This is a genomic window from Paenibacillus sp. CFBP13512, assembly GCF_005233705.1.
GTDB classification, from domain to species: domain Bacteria; phylum Bacillota; class Bacilli; order Paenibacillales; family Paenibacillaceae; genus Saccharibacillus; species Saccharibacillus nuruki.
Map to the genome: position 1 here is coordinate 205,492 of NZ_QGAD01000004.1, position 21,160 is coordinate 226,651.

A 21,160-nucleotide genomic window follows, 5' to 3' on the forward strand; every position below is an offset into this window, starting at 1 on the left:
ATTGAATTAATGTAATTACAAATTGAATAAGCAAATCTTATCAAGAGCAGGTGGAGGGACTAGCCCGATGAAACCCGGCAACCGGCGGTATGACCGCACGGTGCTAATTCTTGCAGAGATATAAGTTTGAGAGCATTATTTTAGACTTAATATCTGCTGACAGATGAGAGAGGCGTCTATTATATACGCGACAATATCGCAAATGACCTTTCTCAAGTATCAGGAGAAAGGTCATTTTTGTATATACGCATAATGAAGCTTTCTCCTGAATGATAAGAAATACACACATCCAAGGAGTGAATGAAGATGCCAATTAAGATTCCGGATAGCTTACCCGCCAAAGAAGTATTAACAGGTGAAAATATTTTCGTCATGGACGACAGTCAAGCTTTTCAACAGGATATTCGTCCATTACGGATTGCTATTTTAAATCTAATGCCTACGAAAGAAACAACCGAAACCCAATTATTGCGCTTGCTAGGAAATAGTCCGCTTCAAATCGATATTTATTTATTACATGCGCAATCGCATACATCGAAGAATACATCTACTGAATATTTGAACTTATTTTATAAAACGTTTGAAGAAGTCAAACATCTTCGCTTTGATGGTCTGGTCGTGACGGGTGCTCCTGTAGAAACGATGGATTTTGAAGATGTGAATTATTGGGAAGAGATTCAAGATATTTTTGATTGGAGTAAAAAGAACGTCACTTCAACCATGCATATCTGTTGGGCTTCACAAGCAGGTCTTTATCATCATTTCGGTGTACCCAAAGTAGATTTGGAAGAAAAATGTTTTGGTGTATTTCCACACACTTTAAATAAAGAAAATGTAAAATTACTACGAGGATTTGATGAGTTATACTTTGCGCCTCATTCTCGTCATACCGAAGTACGTCATGAAGATATTGCCAAGATTCCTGAATTAGAAATCTTATCAGAATCAGAAGAAGCTGGCGTATATCTAGCGGCAACTAAAGACGGCAGTCAAATTTTTGTGACAGGGCATTCGGAATATGATCCATTGTCACTGAAATGGGAATATGAACGTGATATCGCCAAAGGAATGGATGTCGCACCACCGAAAAATTATTTTCCAAATAATGATCCATCGCGTACACCACCATCCACATGGCGTGCGCATGCGAACTTATTATTTTCCAACTGGCTGAATTATTATGTATACCAAGAAACACCTTATGATTTGGAAAGTGCTAAAGCTGAAGCTGGTAATTACTGTATCTAAATTTGTGATAAACCCAATCGATTGTTATTCCAGAGGAGGAATTATAGTATGACGGATCATCATTCAAGCGAACGAACTCTTAACATTGAAAGCAGATTGGCACAGATCGGTTCTATCAATGAACCGACAACCGGAGCGATTAATTTTCCTATTTATCAATCGACCGCATTCCGTCATCCCGCTCTTGGTAAAAGTACAGGCTTTGATTATATTCGTACAACCAATCCAACTCGCGCTGTACTTGAACAAGCCGCAGCAGCATTAGAATCAGCAGATGCAGGATTTGCCTGTAGTTCCGGTATGGCTGCTTTGCAAACGATCTTTGCGCTGTTCGGTCAGGGAGATCATCTGGTCGTATCGCTTGATCTGTATGGCGGCACATATCGTCTTTTGGAACGTATTTTATCCAAATTTGGAGTGACTGCTTCTTATGTAGATACCAATGATCTAGAAGCATTAGAAAAAATAGTTCAACCCAATACCAAAGCTGTATTTATCGAGACGCCAACCAATCCTTTAATGATGGTAACTGATATTCAAGCCGTTGCTACATGGGCGAAAAGTCATCAATTGCTGACGATCGTTGATAACACGCTGTTGACTCCTTTTTTCCAGCGTCCGATTGAACTGGGAGCAGATATTGTCATTCATAGCGCTACCAAATATCTAGGTGGACATAATGATGTGTTAGCAGGATTGATTATGACCAAAGGGGAAGAGTTATCTGCTGAAATGGCTTTTCTACACAACTCAATCGGAGCTGTGTTGTCCCCAACCGATTCGTATCAATTAATGCGTGGAATGAAAACATTAGCATTGCGGATGGAGCGTCATGAATACAATGCAACAGCCATGGCTAAGCATTTAGTAGATCATCCACAAATTGCCGAAGTGTTTTATCCAGCATTACCTGATCATCCGGGCTATGATGTCCAGAACCGCCAATCTAGCGGAAATACAGGTATCTTTTCGTTTAAAGTGAAAGATGCACGTTATATTGAACCGATTTTGCGTAGTATTCAATTGATTGCTTTTGCTGAAAGTTTAGGCGGAGTCGAATCGTTAATGACATATCCAACAGTACAAACACATGCTGATATTCCAACAGAGATTCGCGAAGCGATAGGTGTTGATGATCGTCTTTTACGCTTTTCTGTAGGGATTGAGCATATTGACGATCTGATCGCCGATCTAGATCAAGCATTGGAAGTTGCACGTATTGAAGTAGAAGGAGTGTGATCGAGTATGGCATATTCTTCAGATCATTCATCTTCTCGCAAAATCGATACTAAACTAATTCATTTTGGGGCTGCTTTTGATAAAGCAACAGGCGCATCGAGTGTACCGATCTATCAGGCATCTACTTTCCACCAAGAAGATATCTCTAATCCGCCACTTCATGATTATAGTCGTTCAGGTAACCCAACTCGTCAAGCATTGGAAGATTATATTGCTTTGCTAGAAGGAGGAGCCAAAGGATATGCTTTTGCTTCAGGAATGGCAGCGATCTCGACTGCATTTCTGATTCTATCTGCTGATGATCATGTAATTGTGACTGAAGATGTATATGGTGGAACGTATCGCTTTTTGACTACGGTATTGAATCGAATGAACATTGAGATTAGCTTTGTAGATATGACCGATCTGGATCAGGTGAAACATGCACTTCGTCCGAATACAAGAGCGGTCTATATGGAGACTCCTTCGAATCCTACATTGAAAATTACAGACATCGGCGCTGTAACGGCTTGGGCGAAAGAACATCATCTGCTGACCATGGTAGATAATACGTTTATGACCCCTTATTATCAGCGTCCGATTGAAATGGGTGTCGATATTGTTCTGCATAGTGCTACCAAGTTCTTAGGTGGACATAGTGATGTGCTTGCAGGACTTGCGGTTGCCCGTACACCTGAGATTGGAGCTCAACTGAAGCATTTACAAAATGGACTGGGAACAGTACTTGGTCCTCAAGATTGCTGGTTATTGATTCGTGGGATGAAGACACTTGCCGCAAGAATGAATCATTCTGAAAAAAGTACAGCCAAGCTAGCACAATGGTTGAATGAGCGCGATGATATTGAAGCTGTCTATTATCCGGGATTAGAAAGTCATCCAGGAGCAACTATTCATGCTTCTCAATCTTCAGGAGCAGGTTCTGTGCTTTCTTTTGATGTAGGTTCAGGCGAGCGTGCTAAAAAAGTACTTGATAACGTTCAGATCCCTTTAGTCGCTGTGAGTTTAGGAGCTGTTGAAAGTATTTTATCGTATCCAGCAACAATGTCTCATGCTGCTATGGGTGAAGGAGTACGCAAAGAACGTGGAATAACGGATGGGCTACTGCGCTTCTCTGTAGGCTTGGAAGATATTGACGATCTGATTGCTGATCTGGAGCAAGCTTTATCAGATTAGAAAATACTTATGATTTTAAATAATATTTCACTTGTGTGACGAGTATTTTTAAATTTGTATAAGATTGTTGTTATATATCGTAAATCAATCTCATACTCCAACTATAATTGTAAATAAAAAGCGAAGTACCTTCTTATTGGTTCAAAGGTACTTCGCTTTTTTTTATCTTATAGTACGAATCGCTTTTTTGAGATATTTATATTCTTAGATACGTTATTTTGTTATACTCAAGAGAACAACAGAAGGCTTAATGGGCGGTCGGCTAGTCTCCCGATAGAAGGGAGGTGATGCTTGTGGAGGTTAAAGATACATTAACGTTAATGATCCAATTCGGTATCCTTATTGTTTCGATACTCGGTTTGGTTGTGACGATTATAGTGGCTATGAACCAAAACAAAAAGAAATAGACCGCCTGTGACAAGGAACCGGTCTATTTCAATACATTAGATCTACCTGAACTGCCGACTGCTCTTAAAGCAGACTGTTGCCAAGCAGGAAAGATGCGCTAACATCTTTCCTGCTTTTTTTATAGCATACATCTAAAAATCGACAACCATCTAATTCAAAATATAATGTTGTATATAGTCATACTATATCATACTCTAAAATGAAAATAAATTATTTTCAAACTCTAAAATCGCTAAATTCCTTTATTTAATCAGCATTTATTGTATATCATATGTATAATTATTCTTAAAAAATATCACCTTCCTGTCACACGACACGACTATTTTTCATTTGTGAAATATGGTACGATAAATGTGTTGTCATTATTTCAATTTTTAGATATGCATTTTGTGCCTAAATGGGTTATATATAGGACAATGCTCAAATTCACCTTCAGACACCAGTAAGATGTCTGAATAGGATAAGGGAGGCTGCAATATGAGCGCGGTAAACCGTATCTTGGAAAAAGCCGAACGGGGCGAACGCTTAGATTTAGAAGAAACTATTATGCTATATGAGTCCGATGAGATCGAGAAAATGGGGCATGTAGCCAATCAATTAATGTTACGCAAAAATCCAGATCCGATTACAACCTTTGTAATTGGGCGTAATGTTAACTATACGAATGTCTGCGACGTTTTTTGTCGTTTCTGTGCTTTCTATCGTAGCCCGAATTCGAAAGAGGGTTATGTATTATCGGATGAAGTGATTTTGCAGAAAATTCAGGAAACCGAAGATGTGAACGGAACTGAAATTTTGATGCAAGGTGGAGTGAATCCAAATCTTCCTTTCGAATACTATATCGATCTATTGAAAAAGATTAAAAAGAACTTCCCTAACATTACGATGCACTCTTTCTCACCTGCTGAGATTATGAAAATGAAAGAAATCTCAGGCATGTCGCTCGAAGAGACTGTACGTGCAATTCATGAAGCTGGACTTGATTCATTGCCAGGTGGCGGTGGAGAAATTCTGGATGATCGTACTCGTCGTAAAATCAGCCGTTTGAAAGGTTCATGGCGTGATTGGATGGACGTTATGCAGACAGCTCACAAAATTGGGATGAACACAACAGCTACGATGGTTATTGGATTCGGAGAATCGATGGAAGAACGTGCACTTCATTTATTACGTGTACGTGAAGCACAAGATGAATGTATCCGTAATGGTTATGATTCTGAAGGCTTCCTTGCTTTTATTTCGTGGACATTCCAACCGGATAACACCAATATGAAAGCTGAAAAGCAAACTCCAGAACAATATCTTAAAAATGTAGCGATTAGTCGTATTGTGCTCGATAATATCAAGCATTTCCAATCCTCATGGGTAACGATGGGACCTGAAGTGGGTAAAATGTCACTTCATTATGGATGTGATGACTTCGGTAGTACGATGATGGAAGAAAATGTAGTCTCTGCGGCGGGTACCACGCATAAAGTGAATATTGAGCAAACCTTGCAGATTATTCGCGAAGCTGGCAAAATTCCTGCTCAACGTGATACGAAGTACAACATCCTTAAAGTATTTAATGATGAAACTCAAAAAGTCGCTCATGACTTTATTATGCAGAACTAATCAACAGATATAAATAAAAAAGCTCAACGATCCTTTTAAAGGGATCGCTGAGCTTTTTTGTATTTCATTTAACTATATAAAAGATATTATTGTAATACTGAAGTTATATTATTGTGGAATACCTACTGCTAATTCATCAACCACTTCTTGTACCGTTTGGATTTGCTTGATTGGTGTAATCCCAGTCCCCAAGGTAATAATACCACCTTCACCAATACCATCAAGCATCCCTATACGTATAGCACTCGAACCACCAGAAGCACTGGCAATTTCTTCACGAGAGGCACCTTGCTTGTCCATTTCGACTAATTTCTCAACAAGTGGGGTAGATAAGGAACGATAATATGCTGGCAAAGTACGATAAAGTAATAAATCAGATGCAGATGAATCGACGATCTTTTGCTTTACAGATTGTGCTGCCGGATTTTCAATCGTAGGAATAAAGCGACTTCCCAAAAAGACACCTTCCGCACCTAAAGCAAAAGCACTGGCTACGCCACGAGCATCACCAATTCCACCCGCAGATACTACAGGAATATCCAGCACATCGACAATCATAGGAGTCATAGCAAATGTACCAATAACACTGGTTGGTAAAGTTCCACCTTCATCAAATCCTGTTACCACATAGACATCCACACCCATAGCTTGAGCAGATTTGGCATCTTCAAAAGTTGGGGTTAAAGGGCGGTAGACAATTTTAATGTTGGCTTCTTTTAATGGATTTAGAATCTTTTCAGATAATGTTCCTTCAACACCATTGAGAAGAACCACTTTGACATCTTCTTCAATAATAATTTCCAAAATAGGCCAGGTGTATTTCAAGTCTCCATCTACAATCACTGTGGTACCAAACGGTTTATCGGTTAGTTCTTTTGTTTTACGAATCTCACGGCGCATCCGTTCTGCCGTTTCTTTTGGAGAAGTGGTTATGGTTGTCTGACCTGCATTAGGACCAAGAATCCCCAACCCGCCTGCATTACTTACAGCAGCTACAAATTCAGCATTTGTAATCCAACTCATCGGTCCTTGTATAATAGGTTTCTCAATTCCAAGAATATGGGCTACACGATTGCTCATTTTATTCATCCTTCCACTCAAGTGATTCACTATAATAGTTAGCCTATTAATGATTTAGTCGTATGTAGACTAATAAGAAGCTGTAAAATCATCATATATTTGAATGTTTTGTTTGAGAAGAAGGCAATTTTAATGAACATAGTACATATTTTTGTACTTTTAGATCGTTAGCGAGATGTTTTGAGAAAAATAGAAATACAGGATGTTTAGAGAACTTTCATATATTAAAAAGAAACAACGATGTATGGTAGATAGACTTTAAAATCTACTCTATATCTTCATGTTCAAAATCATATGCACGTTCTACTTTACATACTTTGACCGAGTACGATTGATACCATTTTGCTTTTCCTCGATCTTGAGCGATTTGATGAACAGGGTTACTTTTCCACTGACGAATATCTTCTAGCGTTTTCCAATAAGAAATAGTCACACCTGCACCTGAAGATTTACGATAGCTTTCAATTCCTAAGAATCCAGTTTGGTCTTGACCTAGTGACTCCATTTGATCAGCCATTTGCCCATATCCTTGATCTCCTATAGTACGTTGACTGGTAAAAATCACAGCATAATAAGGTAACTCCACATTGCTTAATGATGCACTCATATCCAAATCTCCTTCGCTCATGATCTTGTATTGATTATACATAGCGTATTAACATAAATATAATGAATGTTTATAATAATAAGTATGAAAAAAATTCAAGTATAAGGTGATTAAATCATGAATCTTCATAAATATCAGATTTTTAATACTGTTGTAGCATTGGGTAGTTTAACGAAAACAGCGCTGACGCTTAATCTTACTCAGTCTGCGGTAAGTCATGCCATCTCAAGCTTAGAAAGTGAACTGGGATTAACGTTGTTGATCCGTAATCGGTCAGGAATTCGTTTGACGGATAGTGGAGAACGGATATTAAAAAAGATCAAAGAACTTTTGCAAGTTAATGATCAGTTATTAGTAGAAGTCGATGCGATCAAAGGATTAGAGACAGGCACAGTGACCCTTGGTACCTTTTCAAGTGTATCTATTCAATGGTTGCCTCAGATCATGCAACAGTTTCAAGAACAATATCCTGCTATTGATATTCAATTATTGGATGGTAATTATGATGAGATCGAGAATTGGATTATAGATGGACAGGCTGATTTGGGATTTGTCCATTTGCCTGTTGCTTCAACGCTTCAATCGATAACATTGTATCAAGATCAGATGTTATGCGTGTTATCTGCTCATCATCCTTTAGAAGCTTATGATCATATTGAACTTGAGCAACTTGTACAAGAGCCTTTTATTATGCCGATTGCAGGATGCGATACAGATGTGCAGGCGATTTGGAAACAAGCCCATTTACAACCTTCTATCAAATACCGTCTAGAAGATGATCATGCTATTATGGCGATGGTCAAGCATGGTCTGGGTGTTAGCATTTTACCGAAAATGATGTTGGATTCGATGTATACGCATGACTTATGTCTAAGACCACTAGCAGGAGAGCATTATCGAACAATCGGTATAGCGGCAACTTCTTTTACCAATTTGTCTCCTGCGGCTCAGAAGTTTAGCGAATGTATTCAATCAGCGCTCCAGATCAAAGCTATTAGGTAGATAATAGGGTTGGCATGCAATTAGTGTTATAATATATAAGCACGTTTTGAAGTAGCTATATAATAGAACATCAGTGAAGGAGCTCTTAAAGTTATGAAATTAATGTTTATTTCTGATATACATGGATCGTTACACTGGTTAAGACGCGTACTCGAAAAAGCTGAGGTTGAACAACCGGATCAGTTGATTTTTTTAGGTGATTATATGTATCACGGCCCTCGTAATCCATTGCCAGAAGAGTATAATCCATCTGAAGTTGCCAATACATTGAATTTATATAAAAATAAAATTATCGGTGTCAGAGGGAATTGTGATTCTGAAGTGGATCAGATGTTGCTTGAATTCCCGATGATGGCAGACTATATCATGTTGTATCATGAAGGAATGCGGATCTATGTGACCCATGGTCATGGATATAGTATTGATAATCTACCTTTGTTACAACCAGGGGATGTATTTATGCAAGGGCATACTCATGTGCCTGTAGCAGATCTGCAAAATCATATTTATGTGCTCAATCCAGGTTCGGTTGCTTTGCCCAAAGAAGACTACCCTAATTCATATGCTACTCTTGAGCATGGTACATTTACAGTCAAAGACTTTGAGGACAATATGATCAAATCAATCTCATTCTCTTGACGCTTGACCGATACACTTTTATAATGATGAAGCAATGTATGATCTAAATTCAAAAAGCATCGATAAAGATATGAGTTATAGTGATCGTCCTGTACAGAGAGAAGGAAAGTAGTATGCTGTAATTCCTTCCTGTGACAGCTATAATCTTACCCCTTTAGAGCTATAAAGTTGAATCCGAATCTATGGTTCATTTCGGTATTATATTTTATCGGATCATCCCCGTTATCAGATGTCGAATGAAGGGTCTGTATCAAGAAAATTATTCTGATAGCAGATCGAATCAGGGTGGAACCACGGGTACATATACAAAGCACTCGTCCCTTGCGGGATGGGTGCTTTTTGCTGTTTTTAATTGTAAATATTACGAATAAAGACAGTTAATACATGTGCATGCAGATTGATCAATAGATCTATACTTTCAAGGAGGAAATAACATGGCGATTCAAATTAGCTTACCGGACGGTTCTGTTCGTGAGTATGAGGCAGGTAGTACTATTGGCGATGTAGCCAATTCCATCAGTAAAAGTTTATTCAAAAGTGCAGTGGCAGGTAAATTGGACGGTATCGTTGTTGACTTAAATACACCGTTACATGACAAAGCATTAGTAGAGATCGTGACTCCAGATAGCGCAGAAGGCGTAGAAGTGATTCGTCACAGTACAGCGCATTTATTGGCACAAGCGGTGAAGCGTTTATTTGGGCAAAATGAAGTGAAATTAGGCATTGGTCCTGTGATTGAAGATGGGTTCTATTATGATATGGACTTGGAACATCCTTTGAATCCAGAAGATCTACAAAAAATCGAAAAAGAAATGGAACGTATCGTTTCTGAAAATCTTCCAATTACACGTCGTGAAGTCAGTCGTGAAGAAGCACTTAACATTTTCCGTGAGCTTGAAGATCCGTACAAAATTGAATTGATCGAAGCATTGCCAGAAGACAGTGTAATTACGATTTATGATCAAGGTGAATTTTTCGATTTATGTCGTGGACCACACGTACCATCAACTTCTAAATTAAAAGTATTTAAATTGCTAAGTGTAGCAGGTGCTTACTGGCGTGGAGATAGCAAAAACAAAATGTTACAACGTATCTACGGAACAGCATTTAATAAAAAGCCAGAACTAGAACAACATCTTCATTTCTTAGAAGAAGCCAAAAAACGGGATCACCGCAAATTGGGTAAAGAACTACAAGTATTTACATTTTCTCCGCTTGTAGGTCAAGGTCTACCGATCTGGTTGCCTAATGGAGCGAAATTGCGTCGTACACTGGAGCGTTATATCGTTGATTTGGAAGAGAAATTGGGTTACAGCCATGTGTACACACCAGTACTGGGTAATGTAGATTTGTACAAAACTTCCGGTCACTGGGAGCATTATCAAGAAGATATGTTCCCGAAAATGGTATTGGATAATGAAGAATTGGTTCTTCGTCCGATGAACTGTCCGCATCATATGATGGTGTATAAGAGTGATCTGCGTAGTTACCGTGATCTACCGATTCGTATTGCTGAATTGGGTATGCAACATCGTTATGAAATGTCAGGCGCATTAACAGGTCTACATCGTGTACGTGCGATGACACTAAATGATGCTCACTTATTTGTTCGTCCTGATCAGATCAAGCAAGAATTTGCACGTGTGATTGAATTGATTATGGAAGTATACAAAGACTTTGGTATTACTGATTACCGTTTCCGTCTATCTTATCGTGATCCTGCGGATACAGAGAAATATTTCCCTAACGATGAAATGTGGGAAAATTCGCAACGTATGTTACGTGAAGTTGTAGAAGGTCTAGATATGCCTTTCTATGAAGCAGAAGGCGAAGCTGCATTTTATGGTCCCAAATTAGATGTACAGATTCGTACAGCATTGGGTAAAGAAGAAACATTGTCGACTGTACAATTAGACTTCTTGTTGCCAGAGCGTTTTGAACTTGAATATATCGGAGAAGATGGATTGAAACATCGTCCAGTTGTTATTCACCGTGGTATTTTGGGTACAATGGAACGTTTCACAGCCTTCTTGTTAGAAAACTTTGTCGGTGCATTGCCATTATGGTTGGCTCCTGTACAAGCTAAAGTGATTCCAGTATCCGGTGCATTTGAAGAATATGCACGCAAAGTGGAAGAGAATCTTCGTCGTAGTGGAGTAACTGTAGAATCCGATCTACGTAACGAGAAATTAGGTTACAAAATTCGTGAAGCACAGCTTGAAAAAATTCCGTACATGTTCGTTGTCGGCGAGAACGAAATGAATGCAGATTCTGTTTCTGTTCGTAAACGTGGCGAAGGCGATATCGGTATGATGTCCGTAGAAGAAACAATCAAGATGTTACGTGATCAAATCGCAGATCGTACTATTTTTTAAATAAATTATCAATTGCTATTCTGTTATCATTCATAACCTGTTACACTAGCCCTAATTCAGTGATTATTCACTGGTTAGGGTTTTTCTCCGCCTATAGACGGAGATGAAGTTCATTCTGATGCCACTATTGTTCTATTCCAATTATGAGTACACTACATATATAGAAGTAGAGAAAGCGAGGAATGATAATGAATAGACATTTATTCCGCAAAACATTCTGGGGTATAGGCTTAATCGGAATTGGCGTCGTATTTATGTTAAATCGAATGAATTTGATCGATTGGGGCATCGGCGATGTGATTTCATTACTATGGCCGTTGATCTTATTAGAAATAGGATTAAACGAATTATTATTCAAATGTAAACGTGATATCGGCGGCTGGATTATGACCATCTTAGGTATTTACTTTTTAAGCAGAAATATCGGTTGGATCGATTACTCGTTAATAGATGCGGTCAAAATGATGATGCCTATGATTCTGGTATTAGGCGGATTGTATTTGATCTTTAATCGACATCAACCGAAGAAGAAATCGTCTAAACAACCGTCACCTGATGAGCTATATGATGTGCCACCGCCACCACCGCCTGCGTCTCCTTTAGATGACTGGTTTGAACAAGAAATGGAACGTAAAGGCAAAAAAGTTCCTACAACAGATCATAAAGAATTTGTAGAACATGTCCCTTTTCAATCTCCATCACAGCGTTCTCCTTATGAGATGCCACAACAACCTTTTCAGACAAAAGTAAATTTAAATAAAGAAGATATGCGTTCTTGTCGAAAAAATAAAGATGGACACCGTGAACAATGGAAACAGCATCGTCATGAATGGAAAAAACATCATCGTAGAAAATGTGGTTACGATTACGATCATGGCTCTGATCCTTCGGTAGAAAACAAATCAGGCTTTATCGGTGATGTGCATATTGGTAAAGATTATTTTGAACTTAAACCGATGAATATTTCTCATTTTATTGGTGATACCATGTTAGACTTAACCAAAGCACAAATAGCTTATGGCGTGACTCGTATCGAAATTTCTGCTTTTATTGGTGATGTTAAAGTCTATATTCCAAGTGGAATCGAAGTAGGCATCAAAGCACAAGGCAATTCGTTTATTGGCGATATGAATATTCTTGGACGTGAGCGTGAAGGTATGATGAGTCATATGGATGGTGCAACGATAGAATATGAAGAAGCAGGCAAACAAATAGAACTTGTCGTTAATGCTTTTATCGGTGATATTCAGATTAGTCGGGTGGGTTAATGGATGAGGACAAAGTGGTTTAAAAATATCAAATGGGAATTAATCGGCTTTTTTACAACAGGTGGATTGCTGACCGTTATTATTATTTTTCTAGCCATCAGACAAGGGTACATTGTACTTAGTGTGCCCTACGTCTGGTATTATTATATTGCAGGGATTATTTTGATTTGTATGGCAGCAGGTTATGTAGCCGGGCAACGCGTTCAGCGTCGAATTGATTATGTACATTTGAAAATGGCTCAAGTCGGCAAAGGAAATTTCAGTGTACGGATGGACCCTACAGAAGATGAATCCTTTAACCGAGTGCATGAACAATTCAATACAATGATGAGTACGGTAGAACGGAAAATGCGTATTTTGCAACAACTAGGTGAAAAAGAAGTGATGGAACGGGCGATCGAAACCGAGCGAGCCGTATTGGAAGAAAGACGACGCATGGCTCGTGATCTACATGATTCAGTGAGTCAACAATTATTTGCGATTCATATGTCGGCTTCATCTTTACCTAAGATGTTAGAAAAGAATGAACAACAAGCCAAGCTTGTAATGGATCAGGTTATTCAAATGTCACAGCTTGCTCAGAAGCAGATGAGAGCACTGATTACACAGCTTCGACCGCTAGAACTTGAAGGGCGCTCATTAGCAGAAGCCTTAGAATTCTGGTTTCCCGATTATTGTCGCCATAATGGGCTTAAAGGAATACAAGATATTGAATTAACAGGGCAACTGACGGAAGCAAAAGAACGTCAGCTTTTTCTTATTGTACAGGAAGCGCTTGCTAATATTATCAAACATGCAGATGCTACGATTGTAAGTCTATCGTTACAAGAAGATCGTCATCATGTTGCTCTACATATTAGTGATGATGGCAAAGGGTTCAACAGCTCTATGCATAAGCAAGGTTCTTATGGATTAACGATTATGTCAGAACGGGCTGAGAAATTAGGTGGACAAGCTGAAGTGATCAGTCGACCAGGGGCAGGTACGACAATACGTATCCATATTCCCAAATTTGATATCCATGAAGAAGAGGAGAATCATAATGGAGAAAATAAAAATTCTATTAGCGGATGATCATGATATGGTACGGATGGGTCTCAAAACATATCTGATGTTAGAAGATCAATTTCATATTATTGCAGAGGCGGCTAATGGTAGAGAGGTACTTGATCTGCTGGAAAAAAGTACAGTTAGCGAGATGCCTGATCTGATTTTGATGGATATGATGATGCCTGTTATGAATGGAGTAGAAGCCACCAGATTGGTATTGCAGAATTATCCACAGATGAAGATTGTGATCTTGACTAGCTTTTTAGAAGATGAGTTAGTTGTAGAAGCGATTGAAGCAGGTGCAGTTAGTTATATTTTGAAAACTGTATCGGCAGAAGAGTTGATCTATGCGCTACAAGGAGCAAGCCGTGGTATGCCTGTGATGACCGGTGATATTTCTCAAGCCCTTACTAGAGGAATCCGTCAACGCAGCACTGTACAAAATGAAGCTTCTCAATTGACTGTTCGTGAACGTGAAGTGTTAATGTTGATTGCTGAAGGAATGAGTAATAAAGAAATCGCTGAAGAATTACATATAAGTATCAAAACCGTCAAAACGCATGTCAGTAATCTATTGATGAAATGCGAATTAGACGATCGTACACAACTGGCTATCTATGCTCATCGTAAAGGTTGGGTTAGTCAGCATTAAGTTCACACACATACAATATGAAGCCAATTCCCTGTGATCATGATATATTAACTTACTCATCTAGGATTTATTTTCTTTTTAATTGTTTTTAAGGTGAGATTAAGGTTAATAAGCGAATATAAGGATGTAGCAAATAACACATCCGGTTATTTTAATATCATGGGAACCTTGGGAGGTTGACTTCAATGGACGAAAAGAACAAAAATGATTTGAATAATGGCTTCAATCCTGATGGCCAAAACAATGATACAGCAAACGGCAATACCAATGACTCAAATGAAACAAATAATGCTTCATCTGAACAATCATCACATTATTATTCGTATGGTCCTTTTCAATCGTTGAATAAAGATAAGGACGCTGAAGATGTTCGTCAAGAACCTGTACAGGAAGCACGCAAAGTGGAAATGACTCCACCGCAACCTGTTCGTCCAGTTTATCCACCGAACTCGGCTCAACCACCACGTACAGACCATATTGATTATTTGAATGGCAATCATTCAGATGATAATAATGGCAATCGCAAGCCTAATCAATTTCAATATAACAAACCTAAGACTTCTGCCAAAACAGTAGTTGCTTCTATATTAGCAGGTATGTTGATTATGACAGCAGGTATGTTTGGAGCAGATCGTGCTAATTTGTTCACTCCAGAATCGGAATCAACAACGACAACTAATGTTGCTCCTGCTTCAGCAGTGACAACCGATAATTCGGTGACTCAAGCAGCATTGCCTGCGGGATCAGCAGATGTAGCTGAAGTAGCGAAAAGCGCAAGTCCAGCTGTTGTCAAAATCGAGACTTTATCCAAAGCAGGCTCCAATAGCGGCGGAACCAATCCTTATAATGATCCAGCCTATCGTTTCTTCTTCGGTGATCAAGGCGGAGGAGGAAGTGAAGGCGGTAGCAACGGTGGAGAAGGTAGTGGTGGATCTGGCGGTTCATCAGGTTCTCTAACTCCGCTAGGTATTGGATCTGGCTTTATTTTCGATAAATCTGGATATATCCTAACTAATGCTCATGTGGTTGGAGAAGCTGACGTGATTCAAGTTACGCTTGAAAACAACAAAACACCATATGAAGCTAAATTGATGGGTAAAAGTACAGATCTTGACCTTGCTGTACTCAAAATCGAACCAAAATCTGGAGAAACATTCCCTTCTGTAACGCTAGGTAACTCTGACAACGTATCTGTCGGAAGCTGGTTAGTTGCGATTGGTAACCCTCAAGGATTTGACCATACTGTAACAGCAGGTGTACTTAGTGCGAAAGAACGTACAATTACAGCATCTGATGCTTCGAATGGACAATCTACAGATTATACTCATTTGTTACAAACCGATGCTTCGATTAACCCTGGTAACTCGGGTGGTCCGCTTCTGAATATGAATGGACAAGTAATTGGTATGAATACAGCAGTAAGTGAAGATGCTCAAGGTATTGGATTTGCTATCCCTTCTAATGTGATCTTAAATGTAGTGGATCAATTGAAAAAAGGTGAAAAAATCCCTACCACTCCAGTTCCATTTATCGGTGCTTCTCTGATGTCATTAACATCTGAAGTATCCAAACAGTTGGGTATTGATACGACTGAAGGTTCTGTAGTAACTGAAGTATTGTATAGATCTCCTGCTTATCAAGCGGATCTTCGTTCATATGATGTAATTACAGGAATCAATGGAACTAAATATACGAATAGTCAGGACTTAGTAGCAGCTATCCAAAAACTAAAAGTGGGCGATTCTGCAACCCTAAACGTTATTCGTAATGGTAAAACGATGGATCTTAAAGTAACGATCGGTAATCGTAATGACTTTGATACGACTTCTCCTGGTGCAGGTGGCGGAGGTACAGGTCAATAATCAGGTATGACTTTGTAAATAGGTATTAACTTCATCTTGAACTATGATGGATTCCAAAAGATCATATGTTATACAGAAAGGCGGAAAGGGCATACCTTTCCGCCTTTCTTATGACTGTATCGACAAATAAGTATTCATTGTTACAATAGAAGAAATAACGATAATTATGTTAGATCAAAAAGACATAGTAAAGGGGTAAGACCGATGAGAGCAACTATTTTAATTATTGATGACGATGAAAAAATTATTTCTATGTTACGTCGTGGATTAGCTTTTGAAGGATATGAAGTGTTGACCGCTTCTAATGGAGCAGAAGGTTTAAAACAAATGTTAGAAAATGATCCGGCTTTGATGGTATTGGATGTTATGATGCCACAAGTCGATGGATTTGAAGTGTGTCGTCGTGTACGAGAAGCAGGCAGTTCTGTGCCTATTTTGATGTTGACAGCGAAAGACGAAGTAGAAAATCGTGTCAAAGGGCTAGATGCTGGCGCAGACGATTATTTGGTCAAACCATTTGCATTAGAAGAAATGTTAGCACGGGTAAGAGCATTGTTACGACGCAAACCTGAATCAGAAGCTTCTACGAGCACACGTCTTGCTTTTGAAGATTTAACGATTGATCCAGATGCTCGTGAAGTGACTCGAGATGGAAAACGTCTAGAATTAACGGCTAAAGAATTTGAATTACTTCATTTATTTATGCAAAATCCAAAACGTGTGCTGTCGAGAGATTTGATTATGGATAAAATTTGGGGTTATGACTATAGCGGAGAATCAAACGTGCTAGAAGTTTATATTGCTATGCTTCGTCAGAAAACAGAAGAGCATGGTGGCATACGTCTGATTCAGACGATTCGTGGTGCCGGCTATATTTTACGAAATAACAGCTAGAGAATGAGGGAGCTGACAGTATGTCAATACGCTTAAGGCTGACGGTATGGTACTCGGGGATACTGGCAGTGACTTTAATGCTTTTTAGTATAGCGATTTATGGATTTGTGTATTTCAATACGTATCAAGATTTACAGAATCGTCTGGTGGATCAGATTAGCAAAACACAGATTATAGTGAGCGAAGTAAATAATGAGCAGATTGATGTGTTTTTATCACCGAAAGATCATGACCGTTTGGCAGACGCTGGGTTTCGGGTAAAGCTCAAAAATTACACCAATGGAATTAACAACAATATCAACGGTACTTTTTTGCAAGCTCCTGCTTCTAACAAAATACCTAACGAATTAAAGCAAATTCAATATAATGATCGTACGTACTTAGTCGCTTATGGTGGTATACCGTATGAAATCGATAATCAAACAAAAATGGTGGGCGTTTTAATGGTTGCAGCAGATATGACCGATGCTCGTCAGTTATTTGATGATCTGCGAGTGACGTTGATTGTAGGATCATTAGCGACATTGTTTATTGCATTTACGTTAGGTCTATTTCTAGCGCGCAAATCGATGGCTCCGATTGAAAAGGTTATTGATGCGGCAAGTCAGATTCAAAAAGGAAAAGATTTAAGTGTACGGATCGATTATGATGGACCTCATGATGAGATTGGTCAATTGATCAGTACGGTAAATGGAATGTTAGGCAGAACCGAAGTGTTTTATAAAGACTTGGCAGAAGCTTATGCTGCTCAGCGCCGGTTTGTATCTGATGCGTCCCATGAGCTACGTACTCCATTAACTACGATTCGTGGTAATGTTGATTTGTTGCAAAAAGCATGGAATAAAAAGCCTCATGAAGCTCCTCATTTAGATGAAGAAAGTCTGAAGCAATTGTCGATGGAGTCGATTAACGATATTGCAGATGAATCTAAACGGATGAGTCGCCTTGTAAATGATATGCTTTCGTTAGCTCGGGCTGATGCCGGGCAGACAATCGTGATGGAGAGCTTGCCTGCTGGCGCTCTTTTGGATGATGTGATGAGACGTGCACAGTTTATTCCTCACAAAGCAACATGGCAACCAGCGAACACTGTGGCTTTAGACGACTATCATATTTATGGCAACAAAGATTATTTGCAACAAATGTTGTTTATTTTTATTGAAAATGCTTTTAAATACACCAAAGAGGGTACAGTATCTCTAGATACCGTGTTGTATCAGAATCAGATCGGGATTCGAATCAGCGATACCGGAATCGGTATGGATCAAGAAGAAGTGCCTCATATTTTTGAACGATTCTATCGAGCAGATGAATCGCGTGGAGTAACGCCGGGAACAGGTTTGGGCTTATCTATAGCCAAATGGATTATTGATGAGCATGCGGGTTCTGTAGAAGTGGTCACCGCCAAAGGCAAAGGAACAACCTTTGTGATCTGGCTTCCACTGGCAGCTGTACCAGCCCAAAATAAAGCTGAACCTGTATTTGATGCAGAGCCTGAGACCGAGATTCCTGATCCCCCAAAACCAGAATAGACAACAGGTAGCAAACAATAGTAGCTTTTTGTGACTGTGTTTGCTACTTTCCTTTCCCGTGCCCTATCAAATGGGTTATAATGAAGTTGCTATTGCTTCTTTTGCAAGTTAAGCCAACCCTAGAAAGCAGGTGTACCCCTTCATGGAAATTGTAAAGATTGCGCCGCGTGGGTATTGTTATGGTGTAGTAGATGCTATGGTACTTGCTCAGCAAGCTGCCAAGAACCTTGACTTACCACGGCCTATTTATATACTCGGTATGATTGTGCATAACAGTCATGTCACTCAATCGTTTGAAGATCAAGGTATTATTACTTTAGATGGACCGAATCGTGTAGAAATTCTAGAGCAAGTTGAAAGTGGAACAGTAATTTTCACCGCTCATGGCGTTTCTCCTGAAGTTCGCCGTCTGGCTCGTGAAAAAGGATTAACTACTGTAGATGCGACATGCCCTGACGTTACACGTACGCATGATCTGATCCGTGATAAAGCAAGCGAAGGTTATCAGATTATCTATATCGGTAAAAAAGGTCATCCTGAACCTGAAGGTGCGATTGGTGTTGCACCGGATCAAGTTCATTTGATTGAAAAAGAAGAAGAGATTGATCATTTAGAGATTCCAGCAGGCAAAATTGTGATTACCAATCAGACCACAATGAGCCAATGGGATATTCGTTTGATTATGAAAAATCTTCTGGAGAAATTCCCGGGAGCAGAAGTGCACAATGAGATTTGCTTAGCGACTCAGGTTCGTCAAGAAGCGGTAGCTGAACAAGCCGGCCAAGCAGAGCTTGTAATCGTTGTAGGTGACCCACGTAGTAATAACTCTAACCGTTTAGCACAGGTATCTGAAGAAATCGCAGGCGTTACTGCTTACCGTATCTCTGATATTACAGAGCTCAAACGTGAATGGTTAATTGGTAAAAGTAGAGTGGCTGTTACAGCAGGTGCATCGACGCCGACTCCGATCACCAAAGAAGTGATTAACTATTTAGAGAAGTATGATAACGATGACGAATCCACATGGGAAATGGTAAGAACCGTAGATCCTAAACGTTTGTTGCCACCTGTACGTGAGAAAAAAGGCAGAACAACCAATCAACCTGTCCGCCACTGATGGACACTGTCCACGAATAGATATACAAAAAGTGCCTAACCCTTGATGGGAAAGGCACTTTTTATTTTTTTATTCTTTATACTATGCGTACAAGATTTTGTACTATGACACTGCTTGACATGTCTTATAGAGTGCTGTATATTTACTTTAGTGATTAAAAGCTTAAAAGCGAACAAGCGTCTAAGTGATGATGCAAAATACAAATAAATATCTCATATTTCAGTCATTTTATATAGTTGTCTATTTAGGTGTATATCATCACCAACCCCACAATGAGAGGAAGATCAAATATGATCGTTATCGTATCGAACCAAACACCGCAGGAGCAAGTAAAAGAGATTACCAACGTGATTGAACAAGCAGGATTACAAGCACACATTTCTCGTGGAGCAGATCATACTGTAATCGGACTTATTGGAACAGCTGAGCCTCGATTAATGGAACATTTAGAGCAGATGAAAGGTGTAGACAAAGTAATGAAAATTTCCAAATCCTACAAATTAGCCAGTCGTGACTTCCATCCTGAAAATACAGTTATCCAAATTGGAGATGTATCGATTGGTGGCGGAGAACTCGTCGTTATGGGTGGTCCTTGTGCAGTGGAATCCGCAGAACAGATTGATGAGATTGCTCGTCTAGTCAAAGCGGCAGGTGGACAGGTATTACGCGGGGGAGCATTTAAGCCTCGTACAGGACCATATAGCTTCCAGGGTGTAGGTGTTGAAGGATTGATTATGATGGCAGAAGCAGGGAAGAAACATGGACTGCTGACGATTACAGAAGTCATGACGCCAGAGTATGTTGATATCTGCGGACAATACGCTGATATTTTGCAAGTAGGTACTCGTAATATGCAGAACTTTGATTTGTTGCGCAAATTAGGAGAAAGCCGGAAGCCTGTATTGCTCAAACGTGGATTCAGTTCGACGTACGATGAATTTTTGAATGCGGCTGAATACATTCTAGCAGGTGGTAATCCTAATGTAATGCTCTGTGAACGTGGTATTCGTACGTTTGAGACATACACTCGTAACACGCTTGATCTGTCGGCTATTCCTGTTTTACAACAATTGAGCCACTTACCTGTGATTTCAGATCCAAGTCATGGTACAGGCCGTCGTGAACTGGTAGAGCCTATGACCAAAGCTTCAGTAGCAGCAGGTGCAGATGGTCTGATTATCGAAATGCATACCGATCCAGATAACTCGATGACTGGTGATGGTGTTCAATCTTTATTTCCGGATCAATTTGCCAAATTATTGCGAGAGCTAGAACAGTTATCTCCGCTTTTGGGCAAAACATTTGCTACAGCTAAAGCACCAGCGGCGTTTTTTGAATCCTCTGTGCAAGTATAGTATATTTAAATTAACCGAATATTATTTAAAAATGAGTTGATTTGA

18 protein-coding genes and 1 riboswitch are annotated in these 21,160 nt (G+C 39.4%); of the genes, 16 read left to right on the plus strand and 2 right to left on the minus strand.

The annotated features are described in order from the left end of the window. Positions 1 to 34 precede the first annotated feature (34 nt). Positions 35 to 170: riboswitch (SAM riboswitch) on the plus strand. A gap of 136 nt (positions 171 to 306) precedes the next feature. From metA to mqnC, 5 genes are all read left to right on the plus strand, one after another. Continuing rightward, positions 307 to 1,248 (plus strand): homoserine O-acetyltransferase MetA, encoded by a 942-nt coding sequence (metA, locus tag PaeCFBP13512_RS07490; RefSeq protein WP_069326892.1) that lies wholly within the window; start codon positions 307 to 309, stop codon positions 1,246 to 1,248. 48 nt (positions 1,249 to 1,296) lie between these two features. Beyond that, on the plus strand, positions 1,297 to 2,487 hold the full coding sequence (locus PaeCFBP13512_RS07495) for an aminotransferase class I/II-fold pyridoxal phosphate-dependent enzyme (protein WP_069326893.1): 1,191 nt from the start codon (positions 1,297 to 1,299) through the stop codon (positions 2,485 to 2,487). A gap of 6 nt (positions 2,488 to 2,493) precedes the next feature. Further along, positions 2,494 to 3,660 carry an aminotransferase class I/II-fold pyridoxal phosphate-dependent enzyme gene (locus tag PaeCFBP13512_RS07500; protein WP_137222254.1) on the plus strand — a complete coding sequence of 389 codons (1,167 nt, stop codon included), beginning with the start codon at positions 2,494 to 2,496 and terminating at the stop codon, positions 3,658 to 3,660. A gap of 293 nt (positions 3,661 to 3,953) precedes the next feature. Then, on the plus strand, positions 3,954 to 4,067 hold the full coding sequence (locus PaeCFBP13512_RS23480) for a putative holin-like toxin (protein ID WP_241669310.1): 114 nt from the start codon (positions 3,954 to 3,956) through the stop codon (positions 4,065 to 4,067). Between the two features lie 478 nt (positions 4,068 to 4,545). Beyond that, positions 4,546 to 5,682, plus strand: coding sequence for a cyclic dehypoxanthinyl futalosine synthase (gene mqnC, locus PaeCFBP13512_RS07505; RefSeq protein ID WP_137222256.1), 1,137 nt, complete (start codon positions 4,546 to 4,548; stop codon positions 5,680 to 5,682). A gap of 108 nt (positions 5,683 to 5,790) precedes the next feature. Here mqnC and PaeCFBP13512_RS07510 read toward each other — a convergent pair whose 3' ends face one another. Together PaeCFBP13512_RS07510 and PaeCFBP13512_RS07515 are read right to left on the minus strand one after the other, a co-directional pair. Beyond that, positions 5,791 to 6,762, minus strand: coding sequence for an NAD(P)H-dependent flavin oxidoreductase (locus PaeCFBP13512_RS07510; RefSeq protein ID WP_137222258.1), 972 nt, complete (start codon positions 6,760 to 6,762; stop codon positions 5,791 to 5,793). A gap of 265 nt (positions 6,763 to 7,027) precedes the next feature. Further along, on the minus strand, positions 7,028 to 7,369 hold the full coding sequence (locus PaeCFBP13512_RS07515; protein ID WP_069326897.1) for an antibiotic biosynthesis monooxygenase family protein: 342 nt from the start codon (positions 7,367 to 7,369) through the stop codon (positions 7,028 to 7,030). Between the two features lie 117 nt (positions 7,370 to 7,486). On the opposite strand from PaeCFBP13512_RS07515, the gene PaeCFBP13512_RS07520 reads away from it, so the two are divergent. From PaeCFBP13512_RS07520 to aroF, 11 genes are all read left to right on the plus strand, one after another. Continuing rightward, on the plus strand, positions 7,487 to 8,371 hold the full coding sequence (locus PaeCFBP13512_RS07520) for a LysR family transcriptional regulator (RefSeq protein ID WP_137222260.1): 885 nt from the start codon (positions 7,487 to 7,489) through the stop codon (positions 8,369 to 8,371). 93 nt (positions 8,372 to 8,464) lie between these two features. Continuing rightward, entirely contained in the window at positions 8,465 to 9,010 is a 546-nt protein-coding gene (gene yfcE, locus PaeCFBP13512_RS07525) for a phosphodiesterase (protein ID WP_137222262.1), read from the plus strand. 434 nt (positions 9,011 to 9,444) lie between these two features. Further along, a complete protein-coding gene (thrS, locus tag PaeCFBP13512_RS07530; RefSeq protein ID WP_069326900.1) occupies positions 9,445 to 11,385 on the plus strand; it encodes a threonine--tRNA ligase in 1,941 nt (646 codons plus the stop codon). A gap of 188 nt (positions 11,386 to 11,573) precedes the next feature. Continuing rightward, positions 11,574 to 12,653: a cell wall-active antibiotics response protein LiaF gene (gene liaF, locus PaeCFBP13512_RS07535; RefSeq protein ID WP_161594235.1), complete on the plus strand. Its 1,080-nt coding sequence runs from the start codon at positions 11,574 to 11,576 to the stop codon at positions 12,651 to 12,653. 3 nt (positions 12,654 to 12,656) lie between these two features. Continuing rightward, a complete protein-coding gene (locus tag PaeCFBP13512_RS07540; RefSeq protein WP_069326902.1) occupies positions 12,657 to 13,727 on the plus strand; it encodes a sensor histidine kinase in 1,071 nt (356 codons plus the stop codon). Continuing rightward, the gene (locus PaeCFBP13512_RS07545) at positions 13,696 to 14,355 is read left to right on the plus strand and encodes a response regulator (RefSeq protein ID WP_069326903.1); all 660 of its coding nucleotides are present in this window, start codon (positions 13,696 to 13,698) and stop codon (positions 14,353 to 14,355) included. Before PaeCFBP13512_RS07540 ends, PaeCFBP13512_RS07545 begins: the two co-directional genes overlap by 32 nt. 185 nt (positions 14,356 to 14,540) lie before the next feature. Next, positions 14,541 to 16,217, plus strand: a complete 1,677-nt coding sequence (locus tag PaeCFBP13512_RS07550) for a S1C family serine protease (RefSeq protein WP_069326904.1) — start codon at positions 14,541 to 14,543, stop codon at positions 16,215 to 16,217. 204 nt (positions 16,218 to 16,421) lie between these two features. Further along, positions 16,422 to 17,111 carry a response regulator transcription factor gene (locus PaeCFBP13512_RS07555; protein ID WP_069326905.1) on the plus strand — a complete coding sequence of 230 codons (690 nt, stop codon included), beginning with the start codon at positions 16,422 to 16,424 and terminating at the stop codon, positions 17,109 to 17,111. 20 nt (positions 17,112 to 17,131) lie between these two features. Next, the gene (locus tag PaeCFBP13512_RS07560) at positions 17,132 to 18,643 is read left to right on the plus strand and encodes a sensor histidine kinase (protein WP_175425143.1); all 1,512 of its coding nucleotides are present in this window, start codon (positions 17,132 to 17,134) and stop codon (positions 18,641 to 18,643) included. A 142-nt stretch (positions 18,644 to 18,785) separates the two neighbouring features. Beyond that, on the plus strand, positions 18,786 to 19,760 hold the full coding sequence (locus PaeCFBP13512_RS07565) for a 4-hydroxy-3-methylbut-2-enyl diphosphate reductase (RefSeq protein WP_069326906.1): 975 nt from the start codon (positions 18,786 to 18,788) through the stop codon (positions 19,758 to 19,760). Between the two features lie 290 nt (positions 19,761 to 20,050). After that, entirely contained in the window at positions 20,051 to 21,115 is a 1,065-nt protein-coding gene (gene aroF / locus PaeCFBP13512_RS07570) for a 3-deoxy-7-phosphoheptulonate synthase (RefSeq protein ID WP_069326907.1), read from the plus strand. Positions 21,116 to 21,160 lie beyond the last annotated feature (45 nt).